The organism is Amycolatopsis sp. NPDC057786 (assembly GCF_042797905.1).
Taxonomy (GTDB): domain Bacteria; phylum Actinomycetota; class Actinomycetes; order Mycobacteriales; family Pseudonocardiaceae; genus Amycolatopsis.
Genome location: NZ_JBHVKW010000074.1, coordinates 18,670 through 43,117, shown reverse-complemented (window position 1 = coordinate 43,117; position 24,448 = coordinate 18,670). Strand labels below are relative to the sequence as shown.

Here is a 24,448-nt window from a genome sequence, read left to right as displayed (position 1 = left end):
CCCTTCCTTGCGCCAGGCGCAAGGAAGGGGGCCTTCATGTACCTCACGTGGAGGCAGGACACCTCGGGGGCCGCTGTCAGCGGTCGGCGGAAGCGGGCGCGTAGGTCGTCATCCGGCGAGCCACGTCCGTCCGCGAACGCGCCCCGAGTTTCCGCAGCACCTTCGCGACATGCTGCTCGACCGTACGTGGGGAAAGGAACAGGCCGTCCGCTATCTCCCGGTTCGTCCGGCCGTCGGAAAGCATTCGCGCGACCTCCAGCTCACGGGGCGAAAGCTCCTGGCCGTAGCCGCGCCGCCCGCGCTGCGAAGGGGCCCACGCGCCGTGTTCCCGCAGCTGGTGGCGGCAGCGGCCGGCGTCCCTGGTCGCGCCGAGCCGCTCGTAGGCCTCCGCGGCCGCCGCGAGTTCCTCGATCGCCTTGCGGTCGCCCGCGGTGTGACGGCCCGCGTTGAGCCGGGACAGGGCCGCCCGCTCCCGCGCGCCGATCGCCTGGTACGGCATCGGCAGCGCCTCGTAGCCCGCCGCGGCCTCGTCGAAAACCGTTGCCGCGGCGGGATGTTTGCCGCGCGCGTCGAGCAGGATCGCCTGGCCGGCGAGCAGCGCGACCCGGGAGACCGGCGAATCCTTGCCGTCGATCCCTCGGGCGAACTCCTCGACCACGGCGTCCGCCTCCGACCAGCGCCCGGCCCGCGTGTAGGCCTCGGCCGCGGCCGGGATCAGCGCCGCCGCCCACACCCAGACACCCTTCCGGCGGGCCGCCGCGACGGCGTTGTCGGCCGCCGCGCACGCGCCGTCGACGTCGTCCGTCGCGAGGAGCACCCTGATCAGGACACCCGCGGCCGAGAGGACGACGGGGATCGGCCCGTGTTCCGGGGCGTGGACGCTCGCCGCGGCCAGATGTCGTTGCGCGGCGGCGAATTCCCCGCGAACGGCGGACAAACCGCCGAGGACGAGCGAGCACTCCATGACGATCGGGCCCAGATCGGGATAGGCGTCGCGCAGCTGTTCGGTGGTTTCCGCGAGGCCGGACCAGTCGCCGCGCACCCAGTCGAGCCGGACGCGAGTGCCCTGCGCGAGCCCGGCGGCATAGAGCGCGCCGGCGTCGGTCGCGCGGCGGATGCCTTCCGTGACCAGCTTTTCCGCCCTGGACAGATGACCGGCCCAGGACTGCGCGTCGGCGAGGTTGCACCACAGCCGCGCGAGCTGGACCCGCTCGGCGACTCCGCTCCCCTGCTCCGGCAGCTCGGTGAACTCGGTCCAGGCCGACCCGTCGCCGATATGCGCCTGGGTGGAGATCCGGTCGCCGAGGAGGGCGAGCCGCAGTTCCGGGTCTTCGATCCGGCCGAAGACCTCGCGGGCCCGCTCCATCCAGACCTCGTGCCAGGACAACGGCGTCAGCCCGTCGATCGGCTGGGCGAGCAGGTTGATCCCGCGGGCGGCCAGCTCCGGCTCGTCGACCAGTTCGGTGATCGCCTTCTCCACCTCGACCCGGCCGCGGCCGAGTCGCCCGATCGTGCGGACCAGCAGCATCCCGAGGCTGAGCCGGATCGTCCCGCGCACGCTCGGCCGCAGATCGGTGAGGTCTTCGAGAATCCGCTCCAGTGTCTCGATGACGTCCGGGCGGAACCCGCGCAGCGCGACCTGGCTGAGCTTCGTGGCCAGCCGGGCGATGTCGTCCTCACCGAGCCCCGCCTCGGTGAGGACGGACTGGAGCAGGTCGATGGCCCGTGACGTGTCACCGTGGGCGATGGCCTCGTCGGCGGCGGCTTCGGCGTAGTGGCGCCACTGCTCCGTCCGCCCCGCCGCGCGCGAGTGGTTCGCCAGCAGGGTGAGCGGCGGGGCCGGCTGACCGGCGAGTACCTGGATGGCGCGCGAATGCAGCAGGGTGCGCTCCGGCCCGCTCACCGTGTCGTAGACGGCCTTGCGAGCCAACGGATGCCGGAAGCCGTAGCGGTCACCGCCGAGTTCGCCGAGCACACCGCCATCCAAAGTGGACAGAAGGGCCGCGCGCAGCGCGTCGCCGTCGAGACGGGCGAGTTCGCCGATCACCGACGGCTCGGACGGGACGGCGAGCACCGCCGCCGCTCGGGCAAGCCGGACGGCGGGCTCTGGCAGCGCGTCGAGCCGTTCGGTGATGGCCTCGCGCAGGGAGATCGGGACTTCGAGGCTTTCCAGCAGCCGGTCGCTCAGCACTTCCCCGATCGGCAGACGGCCGGCCGCGTCGCGCAGCGCCCGCAGGGTCTCCTCGACCACGAACGGGATCCCGGCGGTGCTTTCGTGGAGCTTCGCGGTGAACGGCGCGGACACCCGCGGCAGGTCCAGCAGTTCCTCGGCCAGCTTCCCGACGGCTTCGACGTCGAGCGGGCCCAGCGTCACGCGGGCGGTCTGGACGTTCGGCGGGGTGCGGAACGGGATCCCCGCGCTTCCGTGTCCCGACGGCGAGCCGGTCCGGTACGCCGCGACGACGGCCAGTTCGGGGGGCATGGTCGCGGCGAGGAACCGCATGAGGTCACGGGTGCCCTCGTCGGCCCACTGGAGGTCGTCGATCAGGACGAGGGCGGGCCCGCAGGCGATCAGGAGCTCGCGGACGGCGCGGAACTGGCGGTGCCGTTCAGCGCACGGGTCGGCGAGTGGTTCCGGTTGGGACGGAAGGATTTCCGCGAGTTCGGGCAGCAAGGGTCTCAGCACTCCGGCCACCGGGCTGAGCGGACCGAGCGGCCGGTCGCCCGCCGAACGCAGCGCTTCGAGCACCGGTCCGAACGGGAACGGTTCGCGCATCGGCTGGCAGGCACCCCGGAGCACCCGGGTGGCCGCGAATTCACGGCGTCCGGCCAGCTCTTCGAGCAGCCTGCTGCGGCCCATCCCGGGTTCGCCTTCGATCAGCACGGCGGCGGGACGGCGCAGCAGGATCTTCACGATCGCCGAGACCTCGACGTCGCGGCCCACGAGCGCCGTCGATCCGGCGCGGACCGAAACCGAGGTCGGGCGAGGGGTGGCAAGCCACATCATGCGCTCCTCGGTGGGGAGTTCCCGCTGAGCCCGACACGATCTTGTGCGTTGTCCTGCGGAGCCTAAGCACTGCCTACCGGGTCGTAAACCACCCAACACGGACACCCCGGGCACCCGCCGGGGCCGTTCGCGGACGCAGTGTCACCGGTTGCCTGATGGATCGTCGGTTGGAAAATCACCGGACACCCGAAACGTCGGCGACAAACCCGATTCAGCGATTCATCCCACGTTCAGGGGGTGGCCATGACTACGCAAGGTATTTGCTTCGAAACCCTACTTACGGACGTGCCCGTCCGGGTGCCTGCACTAGGTGGCCGCCCCTGGAGCAGGGGATCCGGGGTCCGAAGAATGGGTATACCTATCCCGCGCCGACCCGGATTGCGGCCTTCGTCCGAGTCCAGAACGCTCACCCGTCAGGGGAGGGACATCGCATGGCGAACCGGAGCCGTGCGTGATGACGAGGGAGAAGCATGAAGATCACGAAGCTCCTCGGTGTGGCCGCCACGGCAGCACTGGCCACCGGCGCGCTCGTCACGGGTACCCCCGCGGCAGCGACCTCGGAAACTCCGCTCAACGCCGAGATGATTCCCGCCCTGCAACGGGACCTCGGCCTGACCGCCGACCAGGCACTCGCCAGGATTCAGAGCGAGACCGCCGCCGGCACGCTCGAACAGTCGCTCGCTTCGGCGCTCGCCGGCAGCTTCGGCGGTGCCAGCTACAACGAGGCCACCGGCAAGCTCCGCGTCGGCGTCACGGACGCGGCGAAGCTGGGGCAGGTCCTCGCCAGCGGCGCGGAAGCGGAACTCGTGCGCTTCTCGGCCGCCGAGCTGGATTCCACTGTGGACAAACTGAACGCCGGTGAGCGCGCTGCGGACGGCGCGATCACCGGCTGGGGTGTCGACACCAAGACCAACCGCGTGACGGTGAACGTCCTGCCGGGCAAGAGCGGCGTCGTCGACTCGTACCTCGAGAAGGTCAAGGTGGACAAGAGCGCCGTCGCGGTGGTCGAGACCACTTCGGTGCCGACCCTGAAGTACGACGTCCGCGGTGGGGACGCCTACTACATCAACAGTTCTTCGCGCTGCTCGATCGGCTTCTCGGTCAACGGCGGCTTCCTCACCGCCGGCCACTGCGGTCCCGGCACGGTGACCGGCTACAACCGGGTCGCGATGGGCTCGTTCGCCCGCGCCAGCTTCCCCGGGAACGACTACGGCCACGTCCGGGTCAACAGCAACTGGGTGCCGCGCGGGGTCATCAACAACGGCACCCGCGTGAGCGGTTCGACCGAGGCCGCCACCGGCGCGTCGGTCTGCAAGTCGGGTTCGACCACCGGCTGGACCTGCGGCACCGTCGGCGCCAAGAACCAGACCGTCCGCTACGCCGAGGGCACGGTCTACGGCATGACCGCCACCAACGTCCGCTCGCAGGCGGGCGACTCCGGCGGTTCGTTCATCGCGGGCAACCAGGCACAGGGCATGTTGTCCGGCGGCAACAGCTCGGTGACGTACTTCTTCCCGGTGCGGCCGGCGTTGTCCGCGACCGGGACCTCCCTGGTCCTCGGCTGACCTCAGCCCCGGTCATCGGGGGACCGTGAACAGGACGAAGGGCGGACCGAGTGCCTCCAGCGCACTCGGGCCGCCCTTCGTCTTCGTGCCGCGGGAAAGTCTCAGACGTTGCTGATCTCCTCGATCAGCGCCTCGACGTCGAAGTGCTCGCTCTCGGAGCCGAGCGGGACGAGGTCGTACGTGGACTCGAGGAACGACTCGACGTCCTCGCGCTCGAGCTCGAACGACGCATAACCGTCGGGCGACTCGATTTCGAGCGTCAGCAGCGCCTCGTCCTCCGAGAGGTCGGGGCGGACGCGGACGTCGCCGAGCCCGGCGGGGTCGGTGAGGCCGGTGACGAGCAGCTCACGCGCGAAGGTCCACTCGACCCACCGGCCGCGCTCAGTCCGGAACGACACGGTGACCGCGAACGGTTCGCCGGCGTGGAAGGACAGGCGGGAAAGAACGGGCGTGCTGCTGTTGTTCAGCAGAACGAACTGGCTCTGGTGAATTGCGTCGGTGTGCACGGCCACTCCTCGGTGCTCGTGGTTCGCGCGGCGCGAACTTTTCGTCTCGGGGAGGAGATGCCCGGACGTACGCCGGATGACGCGACTGCGACGACGTTCACGCTATCGGCTGCATATGTCCATAGTGGTGTAACGCCGGGCACAGACCCCTTGCGTTCGGACGGACACCCGTGGTGACCGAGACTGTCCTCTTTGGATCCTCAGTGCTCCAGCGGCAGGGTCAGTCCGGTCTTGACCCGGTCCATCGCCACCGACGTCGTGAAGTGCCGCACGTTCGGGTTGTCGAAGAACATCCGCCGCGTGAACGTCTCGAAATCCGCCATGTCCCGGCAGGTGACCACGAGCACGAAATCCGCGTTGCCGGTGACGTAGTAACACTGCTGGACGTTGTCGTCCGCGAGCACCTGACGCCGGAACCCGTCGAGGACCGCGAGGTTCTCGCGTTCCATCTCGACCATCACCACGAACGTCATCGACAGCCCGAGCGCCCGCGGCGACAGCACCGCCACCTCGCGTTCGATCACCCCGGTCTCCCGCAGCCGCTTGATCCGCCGCTGCACGGCGGCCGCCGACAGGCCCACCTTCGCGCCGATGTGCTCGGCGATCGTGCGGGCGTCGGACTGGAGGCAGGCGAGGATGGCGACGTCCATGCGGTCGAGGTCGGGTGTGTGCACCAGGTCAGGCTAGCCGGACTGCTCTCCGGGACGCCTGTTCTCCGCTCGTGCCTCGACGCGGTGTGCGTCACCCATTCGGGTGCTCGGGCCGTGTGCCCGGTCACTCCGGGGAGAAGATGAGAATTCTTTGAATTGTGACCCGGAACACAACTGACGGGTCTACTGAATGGTAGCGCTTACAAGTGAATGGCAGACCTCTCATTTCCCCCGCGAAAGGATTCCTTGGTGCCCTCATCTCAGGCCGCCGTTCTCGCCGGTCTCGGCTCATGGCTGCCTCCGCGCGTGGTGGGCAACGAGGAGATCGCCCAGCGGCTGGACACCTCCGATGAGTGGATCCGCTCGCGGACCGGCATCGCCGAACGCCGGGTCGTCGATCCCGGAACGTCCACTGTGGACCTCGCGGTCGAGGCGGGGCGCCGGGCGCTGGCGTCGGCCGGGGAGACCGCGGCGGAGGCCGTCGTGCTCGCGACGTCCACGGCCGACCAGTTGTGCCCGGCCAGCGCGCCGCAGGTCGCGACCGGGCTCGGGCTGAACGGTGTCGCCGCGTTCGACGTCAACGCCGTGTGCAGCGGGTTCGTCTACGGGCTCGCCACCGGCGCCGGGCTGATCGCCGCCGGGATCGCGCGGCGGGTGCTGGTGATCGGCGCCGACGTCTTCACCTCGCTCGTCGACCCCGAAGACCGCGGCACCGTGCCGATCTTCGGCGACGGCGCGGGCGCCGTCCTGCTGCGCGCGGGCGACCCGGACGAGCTCGGCGCGCTCGGCTCGTTCGACCTGCACAGCGAAGGCGCGCTCGCGGAACTGCTCTGGGTCGAGGCGGGTGGCGCGAAGAACCGCCGTTCGGACGACCCCCGTGACCACTATCTGGTGATGCAGGGCCAGACCGTCTTCCGGCACGCCTGCGCCCGCATGGCCGAATCCGCGCGCGCGGTGCTGGACTCCGCGGGCTGGGCGGTCGGCGACATCGACCGGTTCATCGGGCACCAGGCGAACATCCGCATCCTGCAGACCTGCGCGAAGCAGCTCGGGCTCGCGGAGGACGTGATGTATTCGAACATCGAGAAGGTGGGCAACACGAGCGCGGCGTCGATCCCGATCGCGCTGGCCGACGCGGCCAAGGAAGGCGCGCTCCAGCCGGGGCACCGTGTCGTGATGGGGGCCTTCGGGGCCGGGCTGACCTGGGGCTCGACGCTGCTGCGCTGGCCGGACGTCATTCCGGGCTGAGCACGCTCGCCTCCCAGGCGTACGTCGGTTCCTGGCGTCCGCGCAGCTCGAGTTCCGCGTACGGCTTCCAGTGCGCGCGCTCGCTCTCCAACGCGGCCTTGAGCACCGTCTCGCTCGCCAGGATCCGGCCGTCGGCGGATTTCGCGTCCTCGGTCAGGCGCGCGGCCTCGTTCACCGCGTCGCCGATGACGGTGTACTCGAACCGGCTGCTGGTCCCCAGCTGACCGGCGAAGACCCGCCCGCTCGCGACGCCGATGCCAAGGTCGAGCTCACCGGTCTCCTGGACGGCGTCCCGGATGGCCCGCGCGGCCGAAAGCGCCGCCGTGGCCGCGTCCGCGAGCCGGGTCGGGGCGCCGAACACGCAGAGCGCGGCGTCACCCTGGAACTTGTTGACCAGCCCGCCGCGTGCCCCGACCGCGTGCACCACGCTGGTGAAGAACCGGTTGAGCGTCTTCACGAGGTCTTCGGGCGGGGTGCGGCTCGCCAAGGCCGTCGAATCGACGACGTCGACGAAGAGCGCCGTCACCTCGCGCACGTCACCCGAAAGGGAGGCGCCGTACTCGAGCGCGTGCCGCGCCACCTCGTCCCCGACGTGCCTGCCGAAGAGATCCCGCATCCGTTCCTGCTCGCGGAGCCCGGCGGCCAGGTCGTTGACCGACGTCTGGAGCAGGCCGATCTCGCTGGAGTCGTCGACCTCGACCACGATCTCCTTGTTGCCGCGCGCGATCTCGTCGAGGGCGACCCGCAGCCGGTGCAGCGGCGTCGCGACGGCCTTCGCGAGCAGGACCGTCCCGATCGCGCCGACCCCGAGGCCGATCGCCGAGAGCATGATCAGGCTCGCGACGTGGTCGCCTTGGCCGAGGTCCGGTGGGGCGGCGACCAGCAGCACCCCGAGGAACGGCACGCCGCTCGCCAGCGACCAGGTGACGACCACCCTGGTCCGCACGGTGACCCTGAGCGACCCCTTGGGCGGGGTCACCTTGAGCGCGATCGTCATCACCGGCCGCGCGACCCATTCGGCGGCTAGATAGGTGAGGCCGACCGTGGTCAGCCCGCCGAGCCCGATCACCAGCGCCATCCCGAGCGCGTCCATCCAGGACCCGAGCACCCGCGCGAGCGCGCCGAGCACGATCGTGCCGATCAGCCACAGGGTCCCGCTGACGATCCCCATGTCGACCGGGAGCCGGAGCGCCAGCTCGGCCTCGGCCTTCGTCGGCGGGCGGCCGAACACGAACCAGACCGCCGTGCGCCGCTGGAGCCACGCCGTCCACAAGGTGCCGACGATCAGCGACAGCGCGACGATGCCCGCCGCGGTGACACCGAGGATCCAGCCGCGATCGCCGACCTCGCTCGGCAGGCCCTGCAGGAGCAGCAGCAACGCGACCACGCCGGCACCGCACACACTGGATCCGACGCCGAGCGCGGCGAAGCCGAGACTGGTCCGGAGCACCAGCCGGAACCGGCTCGACATCGTCTTCCCGCGCACCCGGTGATCGTATGACCTCCGGCGGAAAACGGTTCGCCCGTTCTCCGGTGCGATGGTTACCGTGCGGGTATGGAACCGCTGGGCCAGGACGAGATCAGAGCGTCCTTCGTGAACTGCACCCGAGGCGAGGCCAAGGGGGTCACGCTGCCCGCCCGGCCCGACGAGATCCCTTGGGAGAACAGGGAATTTCTCGGCTGGCGTGATCCGAAGGCCGCCTCACGGGCGTATCTCGTGCTGCCTTACCGCGGGGAGACCATCGGACTGTCCCTTCGCGCCGCTCCCCGGCCGAAGGGCCGTGTCCTGCTGAGCAACATGTGCGGCCTGTGCAGCACGACACATCCGCTGTCGGACATCGCGCTGTTCTCCGGGCGCCGCGCCGGGAAACCCGGGCGGGAAGGGAACACGCTCGGCATCTACGCGTGCGCGAATCTGGCATGCAGCCAGTACATCCGCGGTGAGCTGACGTCGGACGTGCCGCAGCCGTTCGAGTCGCTGACGCTGGAGGAGCGTGTCTTCCGGCTGGAGGACAAGCTGCACCGGTTCGTCGAGCGGGTGCTGGAGTCACGCTGACGCCCGCCGGCCGCTGTGGCATGGGGAACTCGCGTGATCAGAGACGTAACTCGCGTGATGGGAAGCGTAACTCGCGTGATCAGAGGCGTATCGCCTCCCAGCACGCGAGTTACGCGCTCAATCACGCGAGTCGTGTCCCCTTCGTGCCATGGCAGCTCGGCACAAGATGTGGCTCTTCTGCATCGGCGGCCACGGCAGGGGCGCGGATGTCCGTCCGCTCGCGCAACACCCGAAACCCCACCCGAAACCGAGCCGGACCCTGCCTCAGAACCGGAACCGCAGGATCCGCCCCATCTTCTTGAACGCCGGGAACAGCCCCGCGAACCACAACTGCGCCCGCATCGACGGCGAAATCCGCGCCTTCACCTCGGGCGTCGCGTAATCCGTGGAGTCCAGTTTCGACACCAGCGTCAGGCCGAGCCGTTCCAGTTCGGAGATCTCGTCGATACCCCAGTACAGCGTCGCCTTGGCCTTGCGGACCACGGGATTCAACTTCTGCAGCTTGATCCCCAACCTGCTGAAGACGTCGAAGACCATTTCGCCGCCCTGCGGGAAATGCGCGATCAGCCGCCGCAGCAATTCCTCGCCTTCGGACGGCCGCAGGTACATCGTCAGCCCCTCCGCGATCACCAGGCCGGGTTTGTCCGACGGGATCTCGTCGAGCCAGCCGAAGTCGGTCACGGACGAGCCGATGGTCCGGTAGCCGTCCCGCGCGGGGTAGATCCGGGCGCGCAGGTCGACGACCTCCGGGTAGTCGACGTCGAACCACCGCACCGAAGGCGGCGGGTCGACGCGGTACACACGGCTGTCCATCCCGCAGCCGAGCTGGACGACGGTCGCGTCCGGATGCTCCCGCAGGAACGCCGCCGCCCAGTCGTCCATCGGCTTGGCGCGCATCGCGACGGTCAAGCCCATGTCGGCGTTCACGCCCAGCGAAGCGAAGTCGTAGTCGATCTGCCCGACGGCCTCGTCGGCGGCCTTGTCGCCGAGGATCGGCCGGTCGCCGCGGGCGTCGAGCGCCCGGCCGTACAGCGTGGCGAGCATCGTCGCCTTCTCTTCGGTGAACCGGACCTTCTCCACCGCACACCCCCGTCAGAAGTTTCACAACCTTCTGAAAACTCTACTCGCGCGGACCCGCGAGCGCCATCAAGGAAGCGTCAATCCCGGGCCGTGTAGTCGTGGACGTAGGTCTTGGCGTCGAGCAGATGCCGCAGGGTGATCTCCCGCGCGGCCGCCGCGTCCGAACCGCGGATCGCCTCGAGGATCGCGCGATGCTCGTCGACGGCCTTCCTGATCTGCCCCGGAAGCCGCAACGCCGCCCGCCGCTCCTCGCCGACCAGCGACAGCACCGAACGCAGCAGATCGGTGACGTCGTCGTTGCCCGCGTTCTCCGCGATCACCCGGTGGAATTCGGCGTCGGCAGCGATCACGCGCAGCATGTCGTCGTCGGCCGCGGCCCGGTCCATCTCGTCGACGGTGCCCTCCAGTCGCTCGAGCACCCGTGGCGTGTGGTCGAGCGCGAGCCGCTCGGCCAGCGTCGGCTCGACGGTGGTCCGCAGGTCGAACAGCTTCTCGACCAGTTGCTCGTGCTCGGAGAACCAGCCGCGCAGGGGCCGCTCGTCGAGCTTCTCTCGGACATACGTGCCAGACCCCGGCCGCACCTGCACGTAACCGATGGAATCCAGCACCCGCAACGCCTGCCGCAACGAACCGCGGCTGATGCCGAGCTGCTCGCAGAGCGCCCGTTCGGCGGGCAGTCTCGACCCGGCGGGGAGCCTGCCGGAGTCGATCATCGTGCGCAGATGATCGACCGTCGCACTCCACACCTGTTCGCGCTCGTCGCCCGCCACGGTGCCATCCTCGCAGGTTCGGCGGAACGCCCGGAATTGTCGGTGAGGGGTGTCATCATCCGAAGATGACTGGGGTGGCAGGGCTGATCAAGGCATGGGTGCACGGCTGGGCGCTTTCGCGCGGCGTCGGGCTCCCGGTCGCCGAGCCGGACGGCTACCGGCTCGACGTCGGGCGTCCCGGGCACCGCGTGAGATATGTGCTGGCGGACGCCGGAGCGGTCGCGCGCCGGGCGCGTGCGCTGACCGAGCCCGGAACCTGGCTGAAGGTGAGCGGCTCACGGGACGAGGTGGCGAAGACGGTGCCGCCGGAGTGGGAGGTCGGCCCGCCGGAGTATCTGATGAGCGCCCCGATAGCGCTGCGGCCCGTGATGGCCGCGCCGGAGCCGTACCGGGCGGAGCTGGTCGGCGACGGCGTGGTCACCGACGTGGTGGTGCGCGCGCCGGACGGCTCACGCGCGGCCACCGGCCGGGTCGCGATAGCGGGCGGTACAGCGGTGATCGATCAGGTCGTGACGGAGCCCGAGCATCAGCGGCGAGGCCTGGGCAGATTCGTCATGCGCAGGCTCGACGAGGTGGCGGTCGCCGCCGGGGCGGAGCGCGCGGTCCTGGTCGCGACGGAGGAGGGCAGGGCGTTGTACCTGACGCTCGGCTGGACGGTCGCCGCGGAGATCACCGCGGCTCATCTACCGGAAGGGAACTGAATGGCCCTCGCCGACTGGTGGTGCGCCGCGCTGGGGTACGTCCGCCGCCACCGGGACGAGCGGCCGGTCGCGGCCCGCTGATCTGGATCGACCCGGTGCCCGAAGCGAAGACCGTGAAGAACCGTATGCACATCGACGTCTTCGGTGCCGCGGCCGGGGACCCCGAGGGCAACGAGTTCTGCGTCTTCGCACCGAACGAGACATAACGGGCTCGTTGAATGTTCGACTAGACACATCCGGAGCGCGAAAGGAGGTAACGGTGCTTAGGGTGCGGACGTGAGCGCTTTATGACGTGGTGGCACGCGGTAGTGATCTTCGTCGCGGGGCTCTGGGCGGGCACCATCAACACGGTCGTCGGTTCGGGCACGCTGGTGACCTTCCCGGTTCTGGTCGCCCTCGGCTACTCGCCGCTGACGGCGACGACGTCCAACGCGATCGGCCTCGCCCCCGGCACGGTCAGCGGGGCGATCGGCTACCGGGCGGAGCTCAAGGGCTACTGGCCCCAGGTCGCCAAACTCGCCGTGGCGTCGTTCCTCGGCGCGATCTGCGGGACGATCCTGCTGCTCTCGCTGCCGAAGGACGCTTTCGAGACCGTCGTCCCCGCACTGGTCGGCCTCGCGGTGGTGCTCGTGATCGTCCAGCCGCGAGTGGGCGCCTGGGTGGCGAAACGCCGTGAGGAGAACGGGACGGTCCACAAGATCGGGCCGCTCCTGTTGTTCCTGATCTTCCTGATCGGCATCTACGGCGGGTACTTCACGGCCGCGCAGGGCGTGATGATGATGGCCGTGATGGGGATGCTGATGTCGGAGTCGCTGCAGCGGCTCAACGGCGTCAAGAACGCCCTGTCGGCGGTCGTGAACATCGTCGCCGGCGCGATCTACGCCTTCATCGCGCCGGTCAGCTGGCCCGTGGTCGCGCTGCTCGCGGTCGGGTCGACGATCGGCGGCCAGATCGGCGCGAAGATCGGCCGCAAGCTCTCGCCGAAGGTGCTGCGCGGCGTCATCGTCGTGATCGGCCTGGCCGCGATGGTGCAGCTGCTCCTCAAGTAGGGAACGGCCCGCACTCAGCCGACTAAACGCGGGTCGACGAAGCGCGGGCCGGCCAAAAGCGTGCTCAGCGCGGGAAATCCCCGGCCGCTTCGAGGAAGAGATCGTTCTCCTCAGGCGTCCCGATGGTCACTCGCGCGCCTTCGCCCGCGAAGGGACGCACGATCAGCTTGCGCTCCAGTGCGTGCTCCGCGAACTCGGTCGTCCGCTCGCCCAGCGGCAGCCAGACGAAGTTCGCCTGCGTCTCCGGCACCTCGTAACCCTTGGCCACCAAGGCATCCCGGACACGCGTGCGCTCCGAGACGATCTCCTTGCAGCGTTCCAGCAGCTCATCGGCCGCGTCGAGCGAGGCGATGGCCGCCGCCTGGGCGATCATGTTCACCGAGAACGCGACGTAGACCTGCTTCAGCGCGACGGTGATCGCTTCCGGGGCCACCGCGTAACCCACGCGAAGACCGGCGAGGCCGTACGCCTTCGAGAAAGTCCGCAGTACCGCGACGTTGTCCCTGCCGCGCGCGAGTTCGACGCCGTCCGGCACCTCGGCGTCGGTCACGAACTCCTTGTACGCCTCGTCGAGCACGACGAGCACACCTGCGGGCACGGCGTCGAGGAAGCGCTCCAGTTCCGCTCGCCGCACGACCGTCCCGGTCGGGTTGTTGGGGTTGCACACGAAGACCAGCCGCGTCTTCGGCGTGATGGCGGCCAGCATCGCGTCCAGGTCCAACCCATGTCCACCTGTCAGCGGCACCTTCACGCTGACGGCGTTCGCCACCTGCGTGACGATCGGGTACGCCTCGAACGAACGCCACGGGAAGACGACCTCGTCGCCAGGGCCGCACAGGGCCTGGATCATTTGCTGGCAAAGGGAAACCGAACCGCAGCCGACGGCGATCCGCTCGACCGGCTCGTTCAGCTCGCGGGCCAGCCGCTCGACGAGTGCGGAAGCGGTGATGTCCGGGTACCGGTTGATGCCCTGCGCCGTCTCGGCTATGGCCTGCGCCACACTCGGCAGCGGCCCACCGGGAACCTCGTTACTCGCCAGCTTGATCGCGCCCTGGATTGTCCGGCCAGGGACGTACTTCGGCAACGATTCGAGATCCGCACGCGGCGAAACAGGTGACATCTTCGGCGCTCCTACGTCTGGGGGACGGCTCCGACACCGTATCCTCCCGCGCGAGCGCAAGCTCCGAATATTTACCTAAGAGTGGTCTGATGGAGGAATGACCCTGACGACCACCGTGGAACACCAGCACGCCGACGGCCACACGCTGCGCCTGACCTTCGCCGAACCGGATGGTGTCGTCCGCGGCGGGCTCGTGGTGCTGCACGAGGAGGCCGAGGAGGTCGAAGAGGGTCTGGGCCTGCTCCTGGCCGGGCTCGCCGGCGAAGGCTGGCTCACCGTCACCCCGCATCTCGACCGGGACGATCTCACGCAGCAGGACCTGCTCGAAGCCACCGACGCGACGCTCTCCTGGCTCGCCGAGCGCGGTGTCCAGGCGGATCTCGTCGGTGTGGTCGGTTTCGACCTCGGCGGGACCGCCGCGCTGGTCGTGGCGTCGAACCGCAGGCTGGGCGCGGCGGTGAGCGTGGGCGGGCAGGGCGTCACCGGGCTGCCGGTCCTGATCGAGATCGCGGGACGGCTCACCAGCCCCTGGCTCGGCATGTACGGCGACGCGGGCGACGAGGCCGGAGGCGCCGAAGTCGAGCAGCTTCGCGACGCGGCGGCGACGGCGAACGTCGCGACGAACGTCGTCCACTACCCGGGCGCCAACCACCGTTTCGACGCCGACCCGGACGCGGCCGCGGAGGCCTGGCAGCGCACGCTGAATTGGTTCGACGCCCACCTGCGATGACTCCGTTCGCGCTAGCATTCCCCTGAGATGTGACAGGGGAGGGTCCGATGGCACAGACACCCGAGACGCGCGTGACGGCACAAGCCGCGTTCGGCGCTTCGGCGCCCGCCTTGGTGCCGCTGGCGAGCAAGGTCCGGGCGGCCAAGACCGATGCCAAGAAGGGGACCGTCAAGGTCACCGAGGACGCCGCCAAGAAGCTCATCGACGCGCTGCTGAAGGCACGTCAGGAGCTCGACGCCCTGATCAAGGGTTCGACGGAGTTCAAAGCACCCTTGAAACTGGGAGACAACTTCGTCGGGCACACGATGAGCGAGCGTTTCCAGGGCGCCGCGACCAAGGGGACCGAAGCCGCCGTGCCCGTCCTCAAGGACTTCGCCGGTGTCCTCGAAGACTTCCAGCTCACCGTGAAGGCGGCGCGGAAGTTGTACGTCGCCGCGGACGAGGAGGGGCAGGAACGCATCGAGCGGATCGCCCGCCGGTTCGACATGGAGGACGTCGTCGACCACGAGCGGAAGGAAGAGCGCTGATGCGGATCCTGCCGATGCCGTGGCCGCCGCGCGAGCCCGATCCGGAGCCCGGCCCCGACAGTCTCTACGCCGACATCGACTACATGACCATCCCGCACCGTGAGCTCTACGAGATGGTCCACAACGAGCTGGACCTCGCGAGCGCGGAAGCCGCGGCCGGGCAGTGGGCGACCATCGGGGTGGTCCTCGACCGGATCGGTTCCGAGCTGAGGGCGGCCATCGTCGCGACCGCCGACGGCTGGACGGGCGAGGGCGCCGAGCGGGCGCGTGACGTCGCGATCAAGCTCGTCGACTGGGCGAGTGAGACGAGCCTGCGGGCGGACAACGTCGCGAACTGCGTGCGCCGCCAGGCGGATATCGCCGAAACCGCGCGGCGCACCATGCCCGAGCCGCCGGGATATTCCCCGCGCCCGAAGCTGCCGGAGCGGCCGACACCTCGTCCGATTCCGGTCGCGGATTCGGATTCGACGCAGGCCATGTCCGCTTCGCCGCCGTCGGGAGGCGGTTTCGCCGAAGCCGGGCGGATCGTCGCCGAACCCACCGACGAGAACGCGCAGGACCTGCACCGTCAGGCCGCCGACGTGATGACACGGATGCAGCGGAGCTCCGGCGAGGTCTACGAGAACGTCCCTCAGTTCGTCTCGTACGGCGAACAGCCGAAGATTCTCGAGAAGCCCGAAGAACCGAAGCCGGATCCCGAACCCGACCCGAAACCGGAGGCGCCGCCGGACGATTCCACGCGCAGCAGCGGCGCCGACGACGCCGGTCCGATCCAGGTGCGGGAGCCGGTCGTCGAGGCGCCGCGTCAGCCCGGCGCGAGCAGCGGGGTCTCCGTGCCACCGCCACCCGGCACCTCCGGTGGGACCCAGGAGCAGCTCGGGCAGGGCAACCGATCCGGTGTCGGCGGGTTCGGTCCGTCGGGGCAGCAGCCCGGTCAGATCGCCGGGACCAGGGCCGCTGCCGCGGGGATCGGCGGCGTCGGCGGGATGCCGATGGGCATGATGCCGCCGCCAGGGCAGCAGGGCGGCGAAGGCCGCAAGTCCCCGGGCTATCTCGTCGAGGATTCCGACGTCTGGGGGCTCAGCGGGCACGTGACCCCGCCGGTCATCGGCGAAGATCCGAGGACCGACCGCTGATGGACTGGATCCGGCTGCACGTCGGCGAACTCTTCCTGCTCTGGTCGGCGCACGGACGCGACGAGCTGCCCGCGGTACTGGAGGTCCCGCACGTCGGGCGGACACCCGAGTTCCGGGCGGAACTGGTGGCCACGGCGAGCGCGACGCTGTCCGAACGCGGCCTCGGCACGGTCGAGTCGCCCGCGCCCGAGCTGGTGCGCCTGCTGCACACCGTCGCGAACAGCGAACTCACGCTGGACCTGCGGCTCGACGGCGAACCGGCGTACCGGGCCGTCGGCTGCGTGTCCGACCGCGGCGCGGTCGCGATCGGCGTTTCGGGTACCGACGTCGAGCTGTCCGCGCTGCGGGAGCCGCTCGTCGCCGCGACCCTGCTGCAGGCGCTGCCGCCGTGCGAGCAGGGTCGGGGCCTCTCGGTCAACCTGCGTGTCGACGACTACACGGCCGCGTGCGAGGCGGGGGAGCGCGGCGGGCAGCCGGCGTTCTCCGACGTCCTGCGCGACGCCGGCCTGCGGGAACCCGAGGTCATCGTGCTGGTCCGGATCGCGACGCGGCGGATCGGCGGCGGACGGCTCGGGGCGGCCAGGAAGTCGTGGGAGGGCCGCTGGGTGCGCGGCGAAGGCACGTTGACCTGGGTGGACACCCCCGACGGCCGCTACGGGCTTCGCCGCGATCGAGGCTGGCTGACCGTCACCCCGCTCGACGCGTCGCGGCTGAAGTCGATGGCGTACGAGCTGTTCACGGGGGCTCGCCAGAGCGGTTAACGAGGGTTAACATCGCGGGGTGACGCACACCGCCGACGCCCCAGAAGTGCTCTGGCGCCCTGAGCCGAGCCGCCTGTCCGACACCAAGATCGACGCGTTCCGCCAGTGGCTGCGCACCGAACGCGGCGTGGAAGTCGACGACTACAACGCGTTGTGGGAGTTCTCCGTCCAGCGCGTGCCGGAGTTCTGGTCCGCCGTCGCCGACTTCCTCGGCGTGCGCTGGCACGACGAGCCCGGCGAGGTGCTCACCGGCGGGATGCCGGACGCGCGCTGGTTCGAAGGCGGCACGCTGAACTACGCCGAGCACTCGCTCATGCCCGGTGTCGCGGGCGCCGCGAAGGCCGACGACGAGGTCGCCGTGATCTTCCATCGCGAAGACGGCCTCTCGTCGCAGCTGACGTACGGCGCTCTGCGGTCCGCCGTCGCCTCGGCGCGGGAGGGGCTGCGCAAGCTGGGAGTGTCCAAAGGGGACCGGGTCGTCGCGCTGGCGCCGAACTGCCCGCAGACGCTGATCGCCTTCCTCGCCACCGCGAGCCTCGGCGCGATCTGGTCGTCGTGCTCGCCGGACTTCGGCGTCCGCGCGATCACCGACCGCTTCGCGCAGATCGAGCCGAAGGTGCTGATCGCCGTCAACGGCTACGTCTACAATGGACGGTGGTTCGACAGCCGGTCGACGGTGAACGCCCTGCGGGACGAGATCTCCACACTCGAAGCCACCGTGCTCGTCGACTACGCCGGTGGCCGCCTCGACGGCACGCTCGACTGGGACACGCTGCTCGCCGACAACGACGGCGCGGAGCTGGCGTTCGAGCCCGTCGACTTCGGCCACCCGCTGTGGGTGCTGTACTCCTCGGGGACCACCGGCCTGCCGAAGGGGATCGTCCACGGACACGGCGGGATCACCCTCGAACACCTCAAAGCCCTTGCGCTGCAAAGCGATCTCGGGCCCGGCGATCGGTTCTTCTGGTTCACCACCACCGGCTGGATGATGTGGAACTTCCTCATCTCCGGCCTGCTGACCGGCACCACGATCGTGCTGTTCGACGGCAGCCCGGGACATCCGGACCTGAACGTGTTGTGGCACTTGGCCGAGCAGCACCGCGTCACCTATTTCGGGACATCGGCGCCGTATATCCAGAGCTGTCTGAAGGCCGGTATCAAACCGGCCGAGCGGTACGACCTCACCGCGTTGCGCGCCTTGGGTTCCACCGGCGCGCCGCTGAGCGTCGAGGGCTTCCGGTGGATCGTCGACGAGGTCGGAAAACGCGTCCAGATCTGCTCGGTGTCCGGCGGCACGGATCTGTGCGCGGCGTTCGTCGCGTCCGCCCCGGACGTCCCGGTCTGGCTGGGCGAACTCTCGGTCCGCGCGCTCGGCGCCGCCGTCGCCGCGTTCGACGAGGCAGGGAAGCCGGTGGTGGAGACGGTCGGCGAACTGGTGATCACCGAGCCGATGCCGTCGATGCCGGTGTTCTTCTGGAACGACCCGGACGGGTCGCGGCTGCGCGAGGCGTACTTCGAGATGTACCCCGGGATCTGGCGGCACGGCGACTGGATCCGGATCACCGGACGCGGCTCCGCCGTCATCTACGGGCGCAGCGATTCGACGCTGAACCGCGGCGGCGTCCGGATGGGCACGGCCGAGTTCTACCGCGTCGTGGAGTCGTTCGACCAGGTCGCGGACTCGCTGGTGATCGACACGTCGGCGGCGGGCAACGAGGACGGGCAGCTGCTGTGCTTCCTCGTGCTGACCGAGGGCGCGTCGCTCGACGAGGTCGAGCCCGCCCTGCGCAAGGAACTGCGCGGTGCCCTGTCGCCGCGGCACGTGCCCGACCGGTTCGTCCAGGTGAGCGAGGTGCCCCGGACGCTCAACGGCAAGAAATGCGAGGTTCCGGTCAAGAAGATCCTTTCGGGTGTTTCCCCCGACCGCGCCGTCAGCCGGGACGCCCTGCTGAACCCCGACGCCCTTGTACCGTTCGTGGAGCTGGCGAGGAGCTGAACGTAGGGACGGGACTTGGCGGGCGCTTGGCGGGTGGCTGGGGCCACCTCGGTGGCGGTGATCACCTGGGTGACGCGGCTGGCCGGGCTGCTGGCCCTGGTCTCGGTGCTGGTCCCGGCCGGGCGCACCCTGCGCGGACGCGTCGCCGAATGGCTGGAACTGCCGCACGAGGCCACGGTCGGCGCGGCGACGGTCGTGCTGGTGACCGGTGTGCTGCTGATGCTGCTCGCCACCGGCCTCAAACGGCGCAAGCGGCGGGCCTGGCAGCTGGCGGTCGCCACCGCCGCGCTGCTGACCGTGTCGCACCTCGGGTTGCGGCACGCCCTCGGCGCGGGGCTCGTGTCGCTCGCGCTGCTGATCGCCCTGGTCGCGACGCGGCGCCACTTCATCGCGCTGCCCGATCCGGTCACCGGCCGGTGGCGCGCGGTCCGGGTCTTCCTGCAGCTGACGGTGGCCGGGGTCGCGATCAACTTCGTGCTGCTGTCGGTCGCACCGGTCGTCGCGGATTCCGGCGACCGCCTGGCGCAGTCGACGCTGGCCTTGATCGGCGTGAGCGGTCCGGTCGTGTTCCCCGCGCTATGGCTGGAAGACCTGTCGGCCGCCGTCGGCCTGCTGTTCGGGATCGGCGCCGTGCTGCTGGCGGCGTACTTCCTGCTTCGCTCGGCCGAACCCGCGCCGGAGCTGACCGACGACGAGGTCGAGCGGCTCCGCAGGCTGCTGGGGGAGCGGGACTCGCTGGGGTACTTCGCCCTGCGCCGGGACAAGTTCGTGGTCTTCTCGAAGTCGGGGAAGGCCGCGGTGACCTATCGGGTGATCGCCGGCGTCGCGCTGTGCTCGGCGGACCCCCTCGGTGACCCGGAAGCGTGGCCCGGCGCGATCGAGGAGTACCTGGACGTCTGCCGCAGGTATGCCTGGACCCCGGCGGCCATGGGCTGCTCGGAACTGGGCGCGACCGTCTGGGCGCGCTTCGGACTCGAGGTGCTGGAGATCGGTGACGAGGCCGTCGTCGACACCGAGACCTTCACCCTCGAAGGCCGCGTCATGCGCGGAGTCCGTCAAGCCGTCTCGCGCACGAAGCGCGCCGGCTACACCGCGCGCATCCGGAAAGCCGAAGAGCTATCGCCGGGGGAGCTCGACGAACTCCGCACCCTCGCCGCCACCTGGCGCGGCACCGATACGGAACGTGGCTTCTCGATGGCGCTCGGCCGCATCGGCGACCCCGGCACGATCCTGGTGACCGCCGAACACGACGGACGGGTGCGCGGAGTCCTCCAGTTCGTTCCGTGGGGCGAGAAGGACCTCTCCCTGGACGTCATGCGCCGCGACCGGACCGCCGACAACGGCGTCAACGAACTGATGATCTCCGAACTCCTCCTGACGACCCCGGCCCAGCACGTCTCACTGAACTTCGCCGCCTTCCGGGCCGTCCTGGAACAAGGGCAGCGCATCGGCGCCGGCCCCGTCGCCCGCCTGTCCGCGCGGGCACTGCGATTCTTCTCACGCTGGATCCAGATCGAGACCCTCTACCGCTTCAACGCGAAGTTCCAGCCGCGCTGGGTCCCGCGCTACCTGGCCTACCCCGCGGCCCGGGACCTCCCCCGAGTCGGCGTCGCCGTCTTCGAAGCCGAAGGACTCGGCGGGCGTCCATATGCCCTGCTCAGAGCCCTGCAACGCGTCTAAGGGGGGTGCCTTCCAAGGGGGTCCGCGGGGTGTGTAACCTATTTGAGCAGTGGTCGTTGGGCCTGGGAGGCTTCGCCTAGTCTGGTCTATGGCGCCGCACTGCTAATGCGGTTGGGGGTAACCCCCCCTCCCGGGTTCAAATCCCGGAGCCTCCGCTGGTACCTGTTCCGGCAGGTGCTAGATTGATAACTGAACAAGCGCCCGTAGCTCAGCTGGATAGAGCATCTGACTACGGATCAGAAGGTCAGGGGTTCGAATCCCTTCGGGCGCACGTCTGGTTGAGACAGCACTAAGGCCCTCCCGTTCGCGGGAGGGCCTTTTTGTCTGTCCTGGGTGGAGTGTTACTGGTCGGCCTTGTGATGCAGTTCGGCAGCCCTGACGCGAAAGCGGCGCTTGATAGCGGCTCGGTTTGCCCCCCGAGTTTTCGCTGCGTGGCAGTTAGGGCAGAGCGCGATCATGACTGACGGGTGGTCAAGCCCGTTGAGTGCGAGATCGTCTACGTGGTCCACCTCAAGGATCGACTCGCCACCAGGTGCGGTGTCGAAGGGCATGCCTGTGCACTTGTCGTTCTCGCAGTTGCCGTGTGCGCGGACGAGCACCGCATCGCGCACCGCGCGGCTGCGGGGATAGAGATTGCGGGTCCCCTTGGCCGGCTTACGTCCAGCTTGTCCAGTCTTCGACGACCGGTCGATAAGGCGAAGGTACTCCTGATACGTCTTCCTGCGCTGGTTGTTTGTAGCGTCCTTATCTGGGAGCTGCGGCAGAGGTACGTCTTTGATGTCTTCGTCGTCGATGAGCCTGCGAACACGAGTCGGCCAAGTGTCTAGCTCGGGGCCGGGGACCGCCATCACTTGGAACGCGTACTCGAGACGGAGTTCTTTGCTGTTGTCGGGTGACCACACTTGCGTCCGGCTAAGGATTGCTACCCACGTAGTGAACTTGAAGGTGCCACCTGCCGGGCGGTACCAGTACCGCACCGCCTCAAGATTTCTACGAGCGGTATCGAGTGCCTTGTTCCCACGTGTCAGCTTCTGGTTGCCGTTGCGTCCCTCGCCGCGATACTCGAAGGGGTTTATCGCGTCTGGTGGTTCATCGGCGTATGGCCCCTCCTCATCCGAGAAGATGTTGGTGACGCTGTCGCCGGAAAAGCTGGTGATCCCAGCAACCCCGTTACCGCCGAAGATCTTCCGGATGGCGGTTCGGTTGGGGTACTCCGCGCCAAGACGCGGCGGCCACAACTGGGCAGTTGTGGCACTTGCAAAGCCAAGCCGGCTTAGGCTGTGTGCTGTGGCTTTTTCAGTGAGGTCAGCGGCAGAGAGATTGTCGCGGCCTGGGTGCTGAACGTTGTAGGCGAGACTGAGAACTTTCTGGGCGTGGTAGTACTTGCCGTCGAGTTCGAGGGCCAGCGCGCGGGAGGGCCCGGCCTCGGGTGCCCCGAGGTCGATGACATCACATTGCTGTGCCGCCTTGAGTACCGCGTCGCGACTCGTGAGCTCCTTCAAGGACACCTTGATACCCCCATTCGAACGTACGTCCGAATGTAGCGCAGGGGCTTGCGGGAGTGGAACTCTTTTGCCGCGTACACGACCGTGTCGCCAGAAGGGGCGAACTGTGGTGGAGACCCACCCGGGAGTCGAACCCGGAGTCCAACGGCTTTGCAAGCCGCCGCACGACCGTCGTGAAGTGGGCCAAAGTTTCGCTCATCGTGCCCTCGGCAGGAGTCGAACCTGCGTTCCCGGCTTCGGACGCCGGCGTCGTATCCGTTGGACCACGAGGGCTTGCGGAGGATGCAGGATTCGAACCTGCGCGACGCTCACGCGTCGACCACCGTTTTCGGGACGGTTGCCTTACCGGACTCGGCCAATCCTCCTTGCTGCGCAGCTTGGTCGAACGCCCGCGAGTCGAACGCGGTGACTCCTGATCCCAAATCAGGCGGGGTCGCCAGTGCCCCTCGCATCCGTCGACCGGCGTATCCCCCTCCGATACGCCGACCAGTACCCCTGCCAGGACTCGAACCTGGGACCTCCGCATTCGTAGTGCGGCGCTCTGTCCACCTGAGCTACAGGGGTGAGGTGGAGACGAGTGCACGCCTCCACCGGCGCTCGTCCTGGCCGCCTCTATCGGCGACGGGGACGAGCTTTGGGAAAAGTCTTCTGTTATCAAGGTTCGCGCTGAATAGGCAGCGTCGAGCACCGGCGGGAGGAGTCGAACCCCCTGGGCACGGTTTTGGAGACCGTTCCGCTTCCCAAGCTCGCCGATAGGGAATTGCTTTCGCGCAGCAAAAAGAGAGAAGCCGCCCGGATCGGTTTCCCGATGGGCGGCTCCCTGGCATCATGCGCGCTATGACGTCATGATGGGGAGCCCTTGTCGACCAGAACTCGCTGGTCGTAGCGTCGTGAACGTCGCCAGGAACAGGACGACGAACACACGACGATGGGCGCGGCGGCCGAATGCCGACGCTGCGCCTTTCGCTCGTGCATGTTCATCATGGCTGCCCCTGAGATTGGTCGAGTGCACTCACTATGACTGATGAGTCAATGTAGTGCAATGCTATTTTTCAATCCTGCTCTTCGGGCAAGGGGTATGTGCGGCGGCAGGACCGCGAGCGTGCAGCCGCGAGACGAGGACGAAGTTGATGTTCGTCCGGTTGAGGGTGTTGCGCTGCCGCAACTTGGCCTAACGTCTTGTTGTGGGCTTGAAAGATATCTCTCGAGAAGCGGTGCTTGCGGCGATCGCTGAGCACGACGACGTTGGCGCCGAGCGCTTCAGGTACCTGCATGGTGTGACGCGTGCATCTCGCTACGTAGTGATGCACGAGGGGGCGGACTACGACGCGAAAGCACTTGTGGTGTCAGCGCACCGCTCGGCGGTCGGTGCGGAACTTAGTGTGGCTGACTTTGGGGCAGCTGAGGAAAAGCTGATTGCATGCGTGGGGCGCCTCGGGTTCGAGTTCCGGAATGTCGAAACCCACCGGCTAGCTGTCGGCGGAGAAGGGTTCGGTGAGATCCCCGGTATTCCTGAGGGGACTACGTTCGTCAACAGGCGAGACGCTTTTGATCGTGGAGTCCACAAGCAGCTTCAGGCTGGTATTTCTGGAACAGGCGACACTGGAGCGAAGTCCATCGTTGTCTCAGGTGGATACTCGGACGACAAAGACTTTGGTGACGAGATCATCTACACCGGCCATGGCGGACGGGGGCCGTCGGGTAAGCAGATTGAAGATCAAAGCTTCGAGGCCAGTGGAAACGCTGCATTGGTGAGAAGCAGTGTAACTGGTGAGCCTGTTCGGGTAATTCGTGGCGCTGACAAGAAGTCCTCCTATGCGCCAGATTCGGGTCTTCGCTATGACGGTCTTTATCGGGTTGCTGAGGTGTGGCGTCAGCCTGGTGCGGACGGCTTCGTGGTCTGCCAGTTCCGTATGATAAAGCTGCCAGTAGGGACCGTGGTGGCTGTGGAGCCGCCAACTCAGGCATTGCTGCCGATTCCCGCAGGTAACGATGCTCCTGTCCGGCTTGCGGCCAAGGTTCAGCGCTTGATTAGGTCCACCCAGGTGGTCAACTATGTGAAACAAGTGCATGACGACGTGTGTCAGACTTGTGGGGTTCGACTTAGAATTGGCGACAAGGCCTATTCTGAAGGGGCTCATATTCGTGGCCTTGGGCGCCCGCATAATGGCCCGGATGTCTACTCGAACGTCCTTTGTCTATGTCCTAATTGCCATGTGTTGTTTGATTATGGAGCCATGGTGATTAGTGAGGATATGAAAGTGGTTGTGCATGGCGAGGTGGTGAGCGAGCTGCGCCAGCATGTAGATCACCGCATTGATAAGGATCATCTCGACTATCATCGGGAGCACTACACTTAAA

Annotated in this window: 20 protein-coding genes and 7 tRNA genes; 14 read left to right on the top strand and 13 right to left on the bottom strand. The window is 68.3% G+C overall.

The features are described 5' to 3' along the window. Nucleotides 1-76 precede the first annotated feature (76 nt). Nucleotides 77-3,004, bottom strand: a complete 2,928-nt coding sequence (locus tag ACFVM3_RS29930; protein WP_378443287.1) for a LuxR C-terminal-related transcriptional regulator — start codon at nucleotides 3,002-3,004, stop codon at nucleotides 77-79. A 473-nt stretch (nucleotides 3,005-3,477) separates the two neighbouring features. On the opposite strand from ACFVM3_RS29930, the gene ACFVM3_RS29925 reads away from it, so the two are divergent. Beyond that, a complete protein-coding gene (locus ACFVM3_RS29925; protein ID WP_378443283.1) occupies nucleotides 3,478-4,572 on the top strand; it encodes a S1 family peptidase in 1,095 nt (364 codons plus the stop codon). 101 nt (nucleotides 4,573-4,673) lie between these two features. On the opposite strand, the gene ACFVM3_RS29920 is transcribed toward ACFVM3_RS29925, so the two are convergent. Continuing rightward, on the bottom strand, nucleotides 4,674-5,078 hold the full coding sequence (locus ACFVM3_RS29920) for an SsgA family sporulation/cell division regulator (RefSeq protein ID WP_378443282.1): 405 nt from the start codon (nucleotides 5,076-5,078) through the stop codon (nucleotides 4,674-4,676). A gap of 200 nt (nucleotides 5,079-5,278) precedes the next feature. Beyond that, the gene (locus ACFVM3_RS29915; RefSeq protein ID WP_378443281.1) at nucleotides 5,279-5,752 is read right to left on the bottom strand and encodes an Lrp/AsnC family transcriptional regulator; all 474 of its coding nucleotides are present in this window, start codon (nucleotides 5,750-5,752) and stop codon (nucleotides 5,279-5,281) included. Nucleotides 5,753-5,977: 225 nt separating this feature from the next. Here ACFVM3_RS29915 and ACFVM3_RS29910 point away from each other — a divergent pair, with 225 nt between their 5' ends. After that, nucleotides 5,978-6,976: a beta-ketoacyl-ACP synthase III gene (locus ACFVM3_RS29910; RefSeq protein WP_378443280.1), complete on the top strand. Its 999-nt coding sequence runs from the start codon at nucleotides 5,978-5,980 to the stop codon at nucleotides 6,974-6,976. Here ACFVM3_RS29910 and ACFVM3_RS29905 read toward each other — a convergent pair. Beyond that, complete coding sequence (locus ACFVM3_RS29905; protein ID WP_378443286.1) at nucleotides 6,963-8,447, bottom strand: adenylate/guanylate cyclase domain-containing protein; 1,485 nt, start codon at nucleotides 8,445-8,447, stop codon at nucleotides 6,963-6,965. The two genes, ACFVM3_RS29910 and ACFVM3_RS29905, sit on opposite strands and share 14 nt — an antisense overlap. An 84-nt stretch (nucleotides 8,448-8,531) precedes the next feature. Here ACFVM3_RS29905 and ACFVM3_RS29900 point away from each other — a divergent pair, with 84 nt between their 5' ends. Then, on the top strand, nucleotides 8,532-9,032 hold the full coding sequence (locus ACFVM3_RS29900) for an FBP domain-containing protein (RefSeq protein ID WP_378443279.1): 501 nt from the start codon (nucleotides 8,532-8,534) through the stop codon (nucleotides 9,030-9,032). A 264-nt stretch (nucleotides 9,033-9,296) separates the two neighbouring features. Here the strand turns inward: ACFVM3_RS29900 and ACFVM3_RS29895 are convergent, their stop codons facing one another. Continuing rightward, complete coding sequence (locus ACFVM3_RS29895) at nucleotides 9,297-10,112, bottom strand: class I SAM-dependent methyltransferase (protein ID WP_378443278.1); 816 nt, start codon at nucleotides 10,110-10,112, stop codon at nucleotides 9,297-9,299. 77 nt (nucleotides 10,113-10,189) lie between these two features. Beyond that, nucleotides 10,190-10,882 (bottom strand): FadR/GntR family transcriptional regulator, encoded by a 693-nt coding sequence (locus ACFVM3_RS29890; protein WP_378443277.1) that lies wholly within the window; start codon nucleotides 10,880-10,882, stop codon nucleotides 10,190-10,192. A 74-nt stretch (nucleotides 10,883-10,956) separates the two neighbouring features. Here ACFVM3_RS29890 and ACFVM3_RS29885 point away from each other — a divergent pair, with 74 nt between their 5' ends. Next, nucleotides 10,957-11,583, top strand: a complete 627-nt coding sequence (locus tag ACFVM3_RS29885) for a GNAT family N-acetyltransferase (RefSeq protein WP_378443285.1) — start codon at nucleotides 10,957-10,959, stop codon at nucleotides 11,581-11,583. Nucleotides 11,584-11,870: 287 nt separating this feature from the next. After that, entirely contained in the window at nucleotides 11,871-12,632 is a 762-nt protein-coding gene (locus tag ACFVM3_RS29880) for a sulfite exporter TauE/SafE family protein (protein WP_378443276.1), read from the top strand. A gap of 64 nt (nucleotides 12,633-12,696) precedes the next feature. Here ACFVM3_RS29880 and hisC read toward each other — a convergent pair whose 3' ends face one another. Beyond that, complete coding sequence (gene hisC, locus ACFVM3_RS29875) at nucleotides 12,697-13,752, bottom strand: histidinol-phosphate transaminase (protein WP_378443275.1); 1,056 nt, start codon at nucleotides 13,750-13,752, stop codon at nucleotides 12,697-12,699. Nucleotides 13,753-13,849: 97 nt separating this feature from the next. Here hisC and ACFVM3_RS29870 point away from each other — a divergent pair, with 97 nt between their 5' ends. The 8 genes from ACFVM3_RS29870 to ACFVM3_RS29835 all read left to right on the top strand — a co-directional run bounded on the left by ACFVM3_RS29870 (nucleotide 13,850) and on the right by ACFVM3_RS29835 (nucleotide 20,853). Continuing rightward, entirely contained in the window at nucleotides 13,850-14,482 is a 633-nt protein-coding gene (locus ACFVM3_RS29870; RefSeq protein WP_378443274.1) for a dienelactone hydrolase family protein, read from the top strand. A 47-nt stretch (nucleotides 14,483-14,529) separates the two neighbouring features. Further along, the gene (locus ACFVM3_RS29865; protein WP_378443273.1) at nucleotides 14,530-15,009 is read left to right on the top strand and encodes a hypothetical protein; all 480 of its coding nucleotides are present in this window, start codon (nucleotides 14,530-14,532) and stop codon (nucleotides 15,007-15,009) included. Then, nucleotides 15,009-16,145, top strand: a complete 1,137-nt coding sequence (locus tag ACFVM3_RS29860) for a PPE domain-containing protein (protein WP_378443272.1) — start codon at nucleotides 15,009-15,011, stop codon at nucleotides 16,143-16,145. The genes ACFVM3_RS29865 and ACFVM3_RS29860 overlap by 1 nt, the downstream gene beginning before the upstream one ends. Beyond that, on the top strand, nucleotides 16,145-16,906 hold the full coding sequence (locus tag ACFVM3_RS29855) for an ESX secretion-associated protein EspG (RefSeq protein ID WP_378443271.1): 762 nt from the start codon (nucleotides 16,145-16,147) through the stop codon (nucleotides 16,904-16,906). The genes ACFVM3_RS29860 and ACFVM3_RS29855 overlap by 1 nt, the downstream gene beginning before the upstream one ends. A gap of 19 nt (nucleotides 16,907-16,925) precedes the next feature. After that, nucleotides 16,926-18,902 (top strand): acetoacetate--CoA ligase, encoded by a 1,977-nt coding sequence (locus ACFVM3_RS29850; protein WP_378443270.1) that lies wholly within the window; start codon nucleotides 16,926-16,928, stop codon nucleotides 18,900-18,902. Nucleotides 18,903-18,935: 33 nt separating this feature from the next. Beyond that, on the top strand, nucleotides 18,936-20,582 hold the full coding sequence (locus ACFVM3_RS29845) for a phosphatidylglycerol lysyltransferase domain-containing protein (RefSeq protein ID WP_378443269.1): 1,647 nt from the start codon (nucleotides 18,936-18,938) through the stop codon (nucleotides 20,580-20,582). Nucleotides 20,583-20,647: 65 nt separating this feature from the next. After that, nucleotides 20,648-20,737, top strand: a tRNA-Ser gene (locus ACFVM3_RS29840). 42 nt (nucleotides 20,738-20,779) lie between these two features. Further along, nucleotides 20,780-20,853, top strand: a tRNA-Arg gene (locus ACFVM3_RS29835). Nucleotides 20,854-20,923: 70 nt separating this feature from the next. On the opposite strand, the gene ACFVM3_RS29830 is transcribed toward ACFVM3_RS29835, so the two are convergent. The 6 genes from ACFVM3_RS29830 to ACFVM3_RS29805 form a co-directional block, all read right to left on the bottom strand. Then, nucleotides 20,924-22,084, bottom strand: coding sequence for a hypothetical protein (locus tag ACFVM3_RS29830; RefSeq protein WP_378443268.1), 1,161 nt, complete (start codon nucleotides 22,082-22,084; stop codon nucleotides 20,924-20,926). Nucleotides 22,085-22,197: 113 nt separating this feature from the next. Beyond that, nucleotides 22,198-22,272 (bottom strand) — tRNA-Cys (locus ACFVM3_RS29825). A 16-nt stretch (nucleotides 22,273-22,288) separates the two neighbouring features. Next, nucleotides 22,289-22,360: transfer RNA gene (locus ACFVM3_RS29820), tRNA-Arg, on the bottom strand. Nucleotides 22,361-22,363: 3 nt separating this feature from the next. Next, a tRNA-Ser gene (locus ACFVM3_RS29815) sits at nucleotides 22,364-22,452 on the bottom strand. A gap of 13 nt (nucleotides 22,453-22,465) precedes the next feature. Next, a tRNA-Pro gene (locus ACFVM3_RS29810) sits at nucleotides 22,466-22,542 on the bottom strand. Between the two features lie 35 nt (nucleotides 22,543-22,577). Further along, nucleotides 22,578-22,651: transfer RNA gene (locus ACFVM3_RS29805), tRNA-Arg, on the bottom strand. Between the two features lie 620 nt (nucleotides 22,652-23,271). On the opposite strand from ACFVM3_RS29805, the gene ACFVM3_RS29800 reads away from it, so the two are divergent. Then, entirely contained in the window at nucleotides 23,272-24,447 is a 1,176-nt protein-coding gene (locus ACFVM3_RS29800) for a YDG/SRA domain-containing protein (protein WP_378443267.1), read from the top strand. The last annotated feature ends 1 nt before the right edge of the window (nucleotide 24,448 follow it).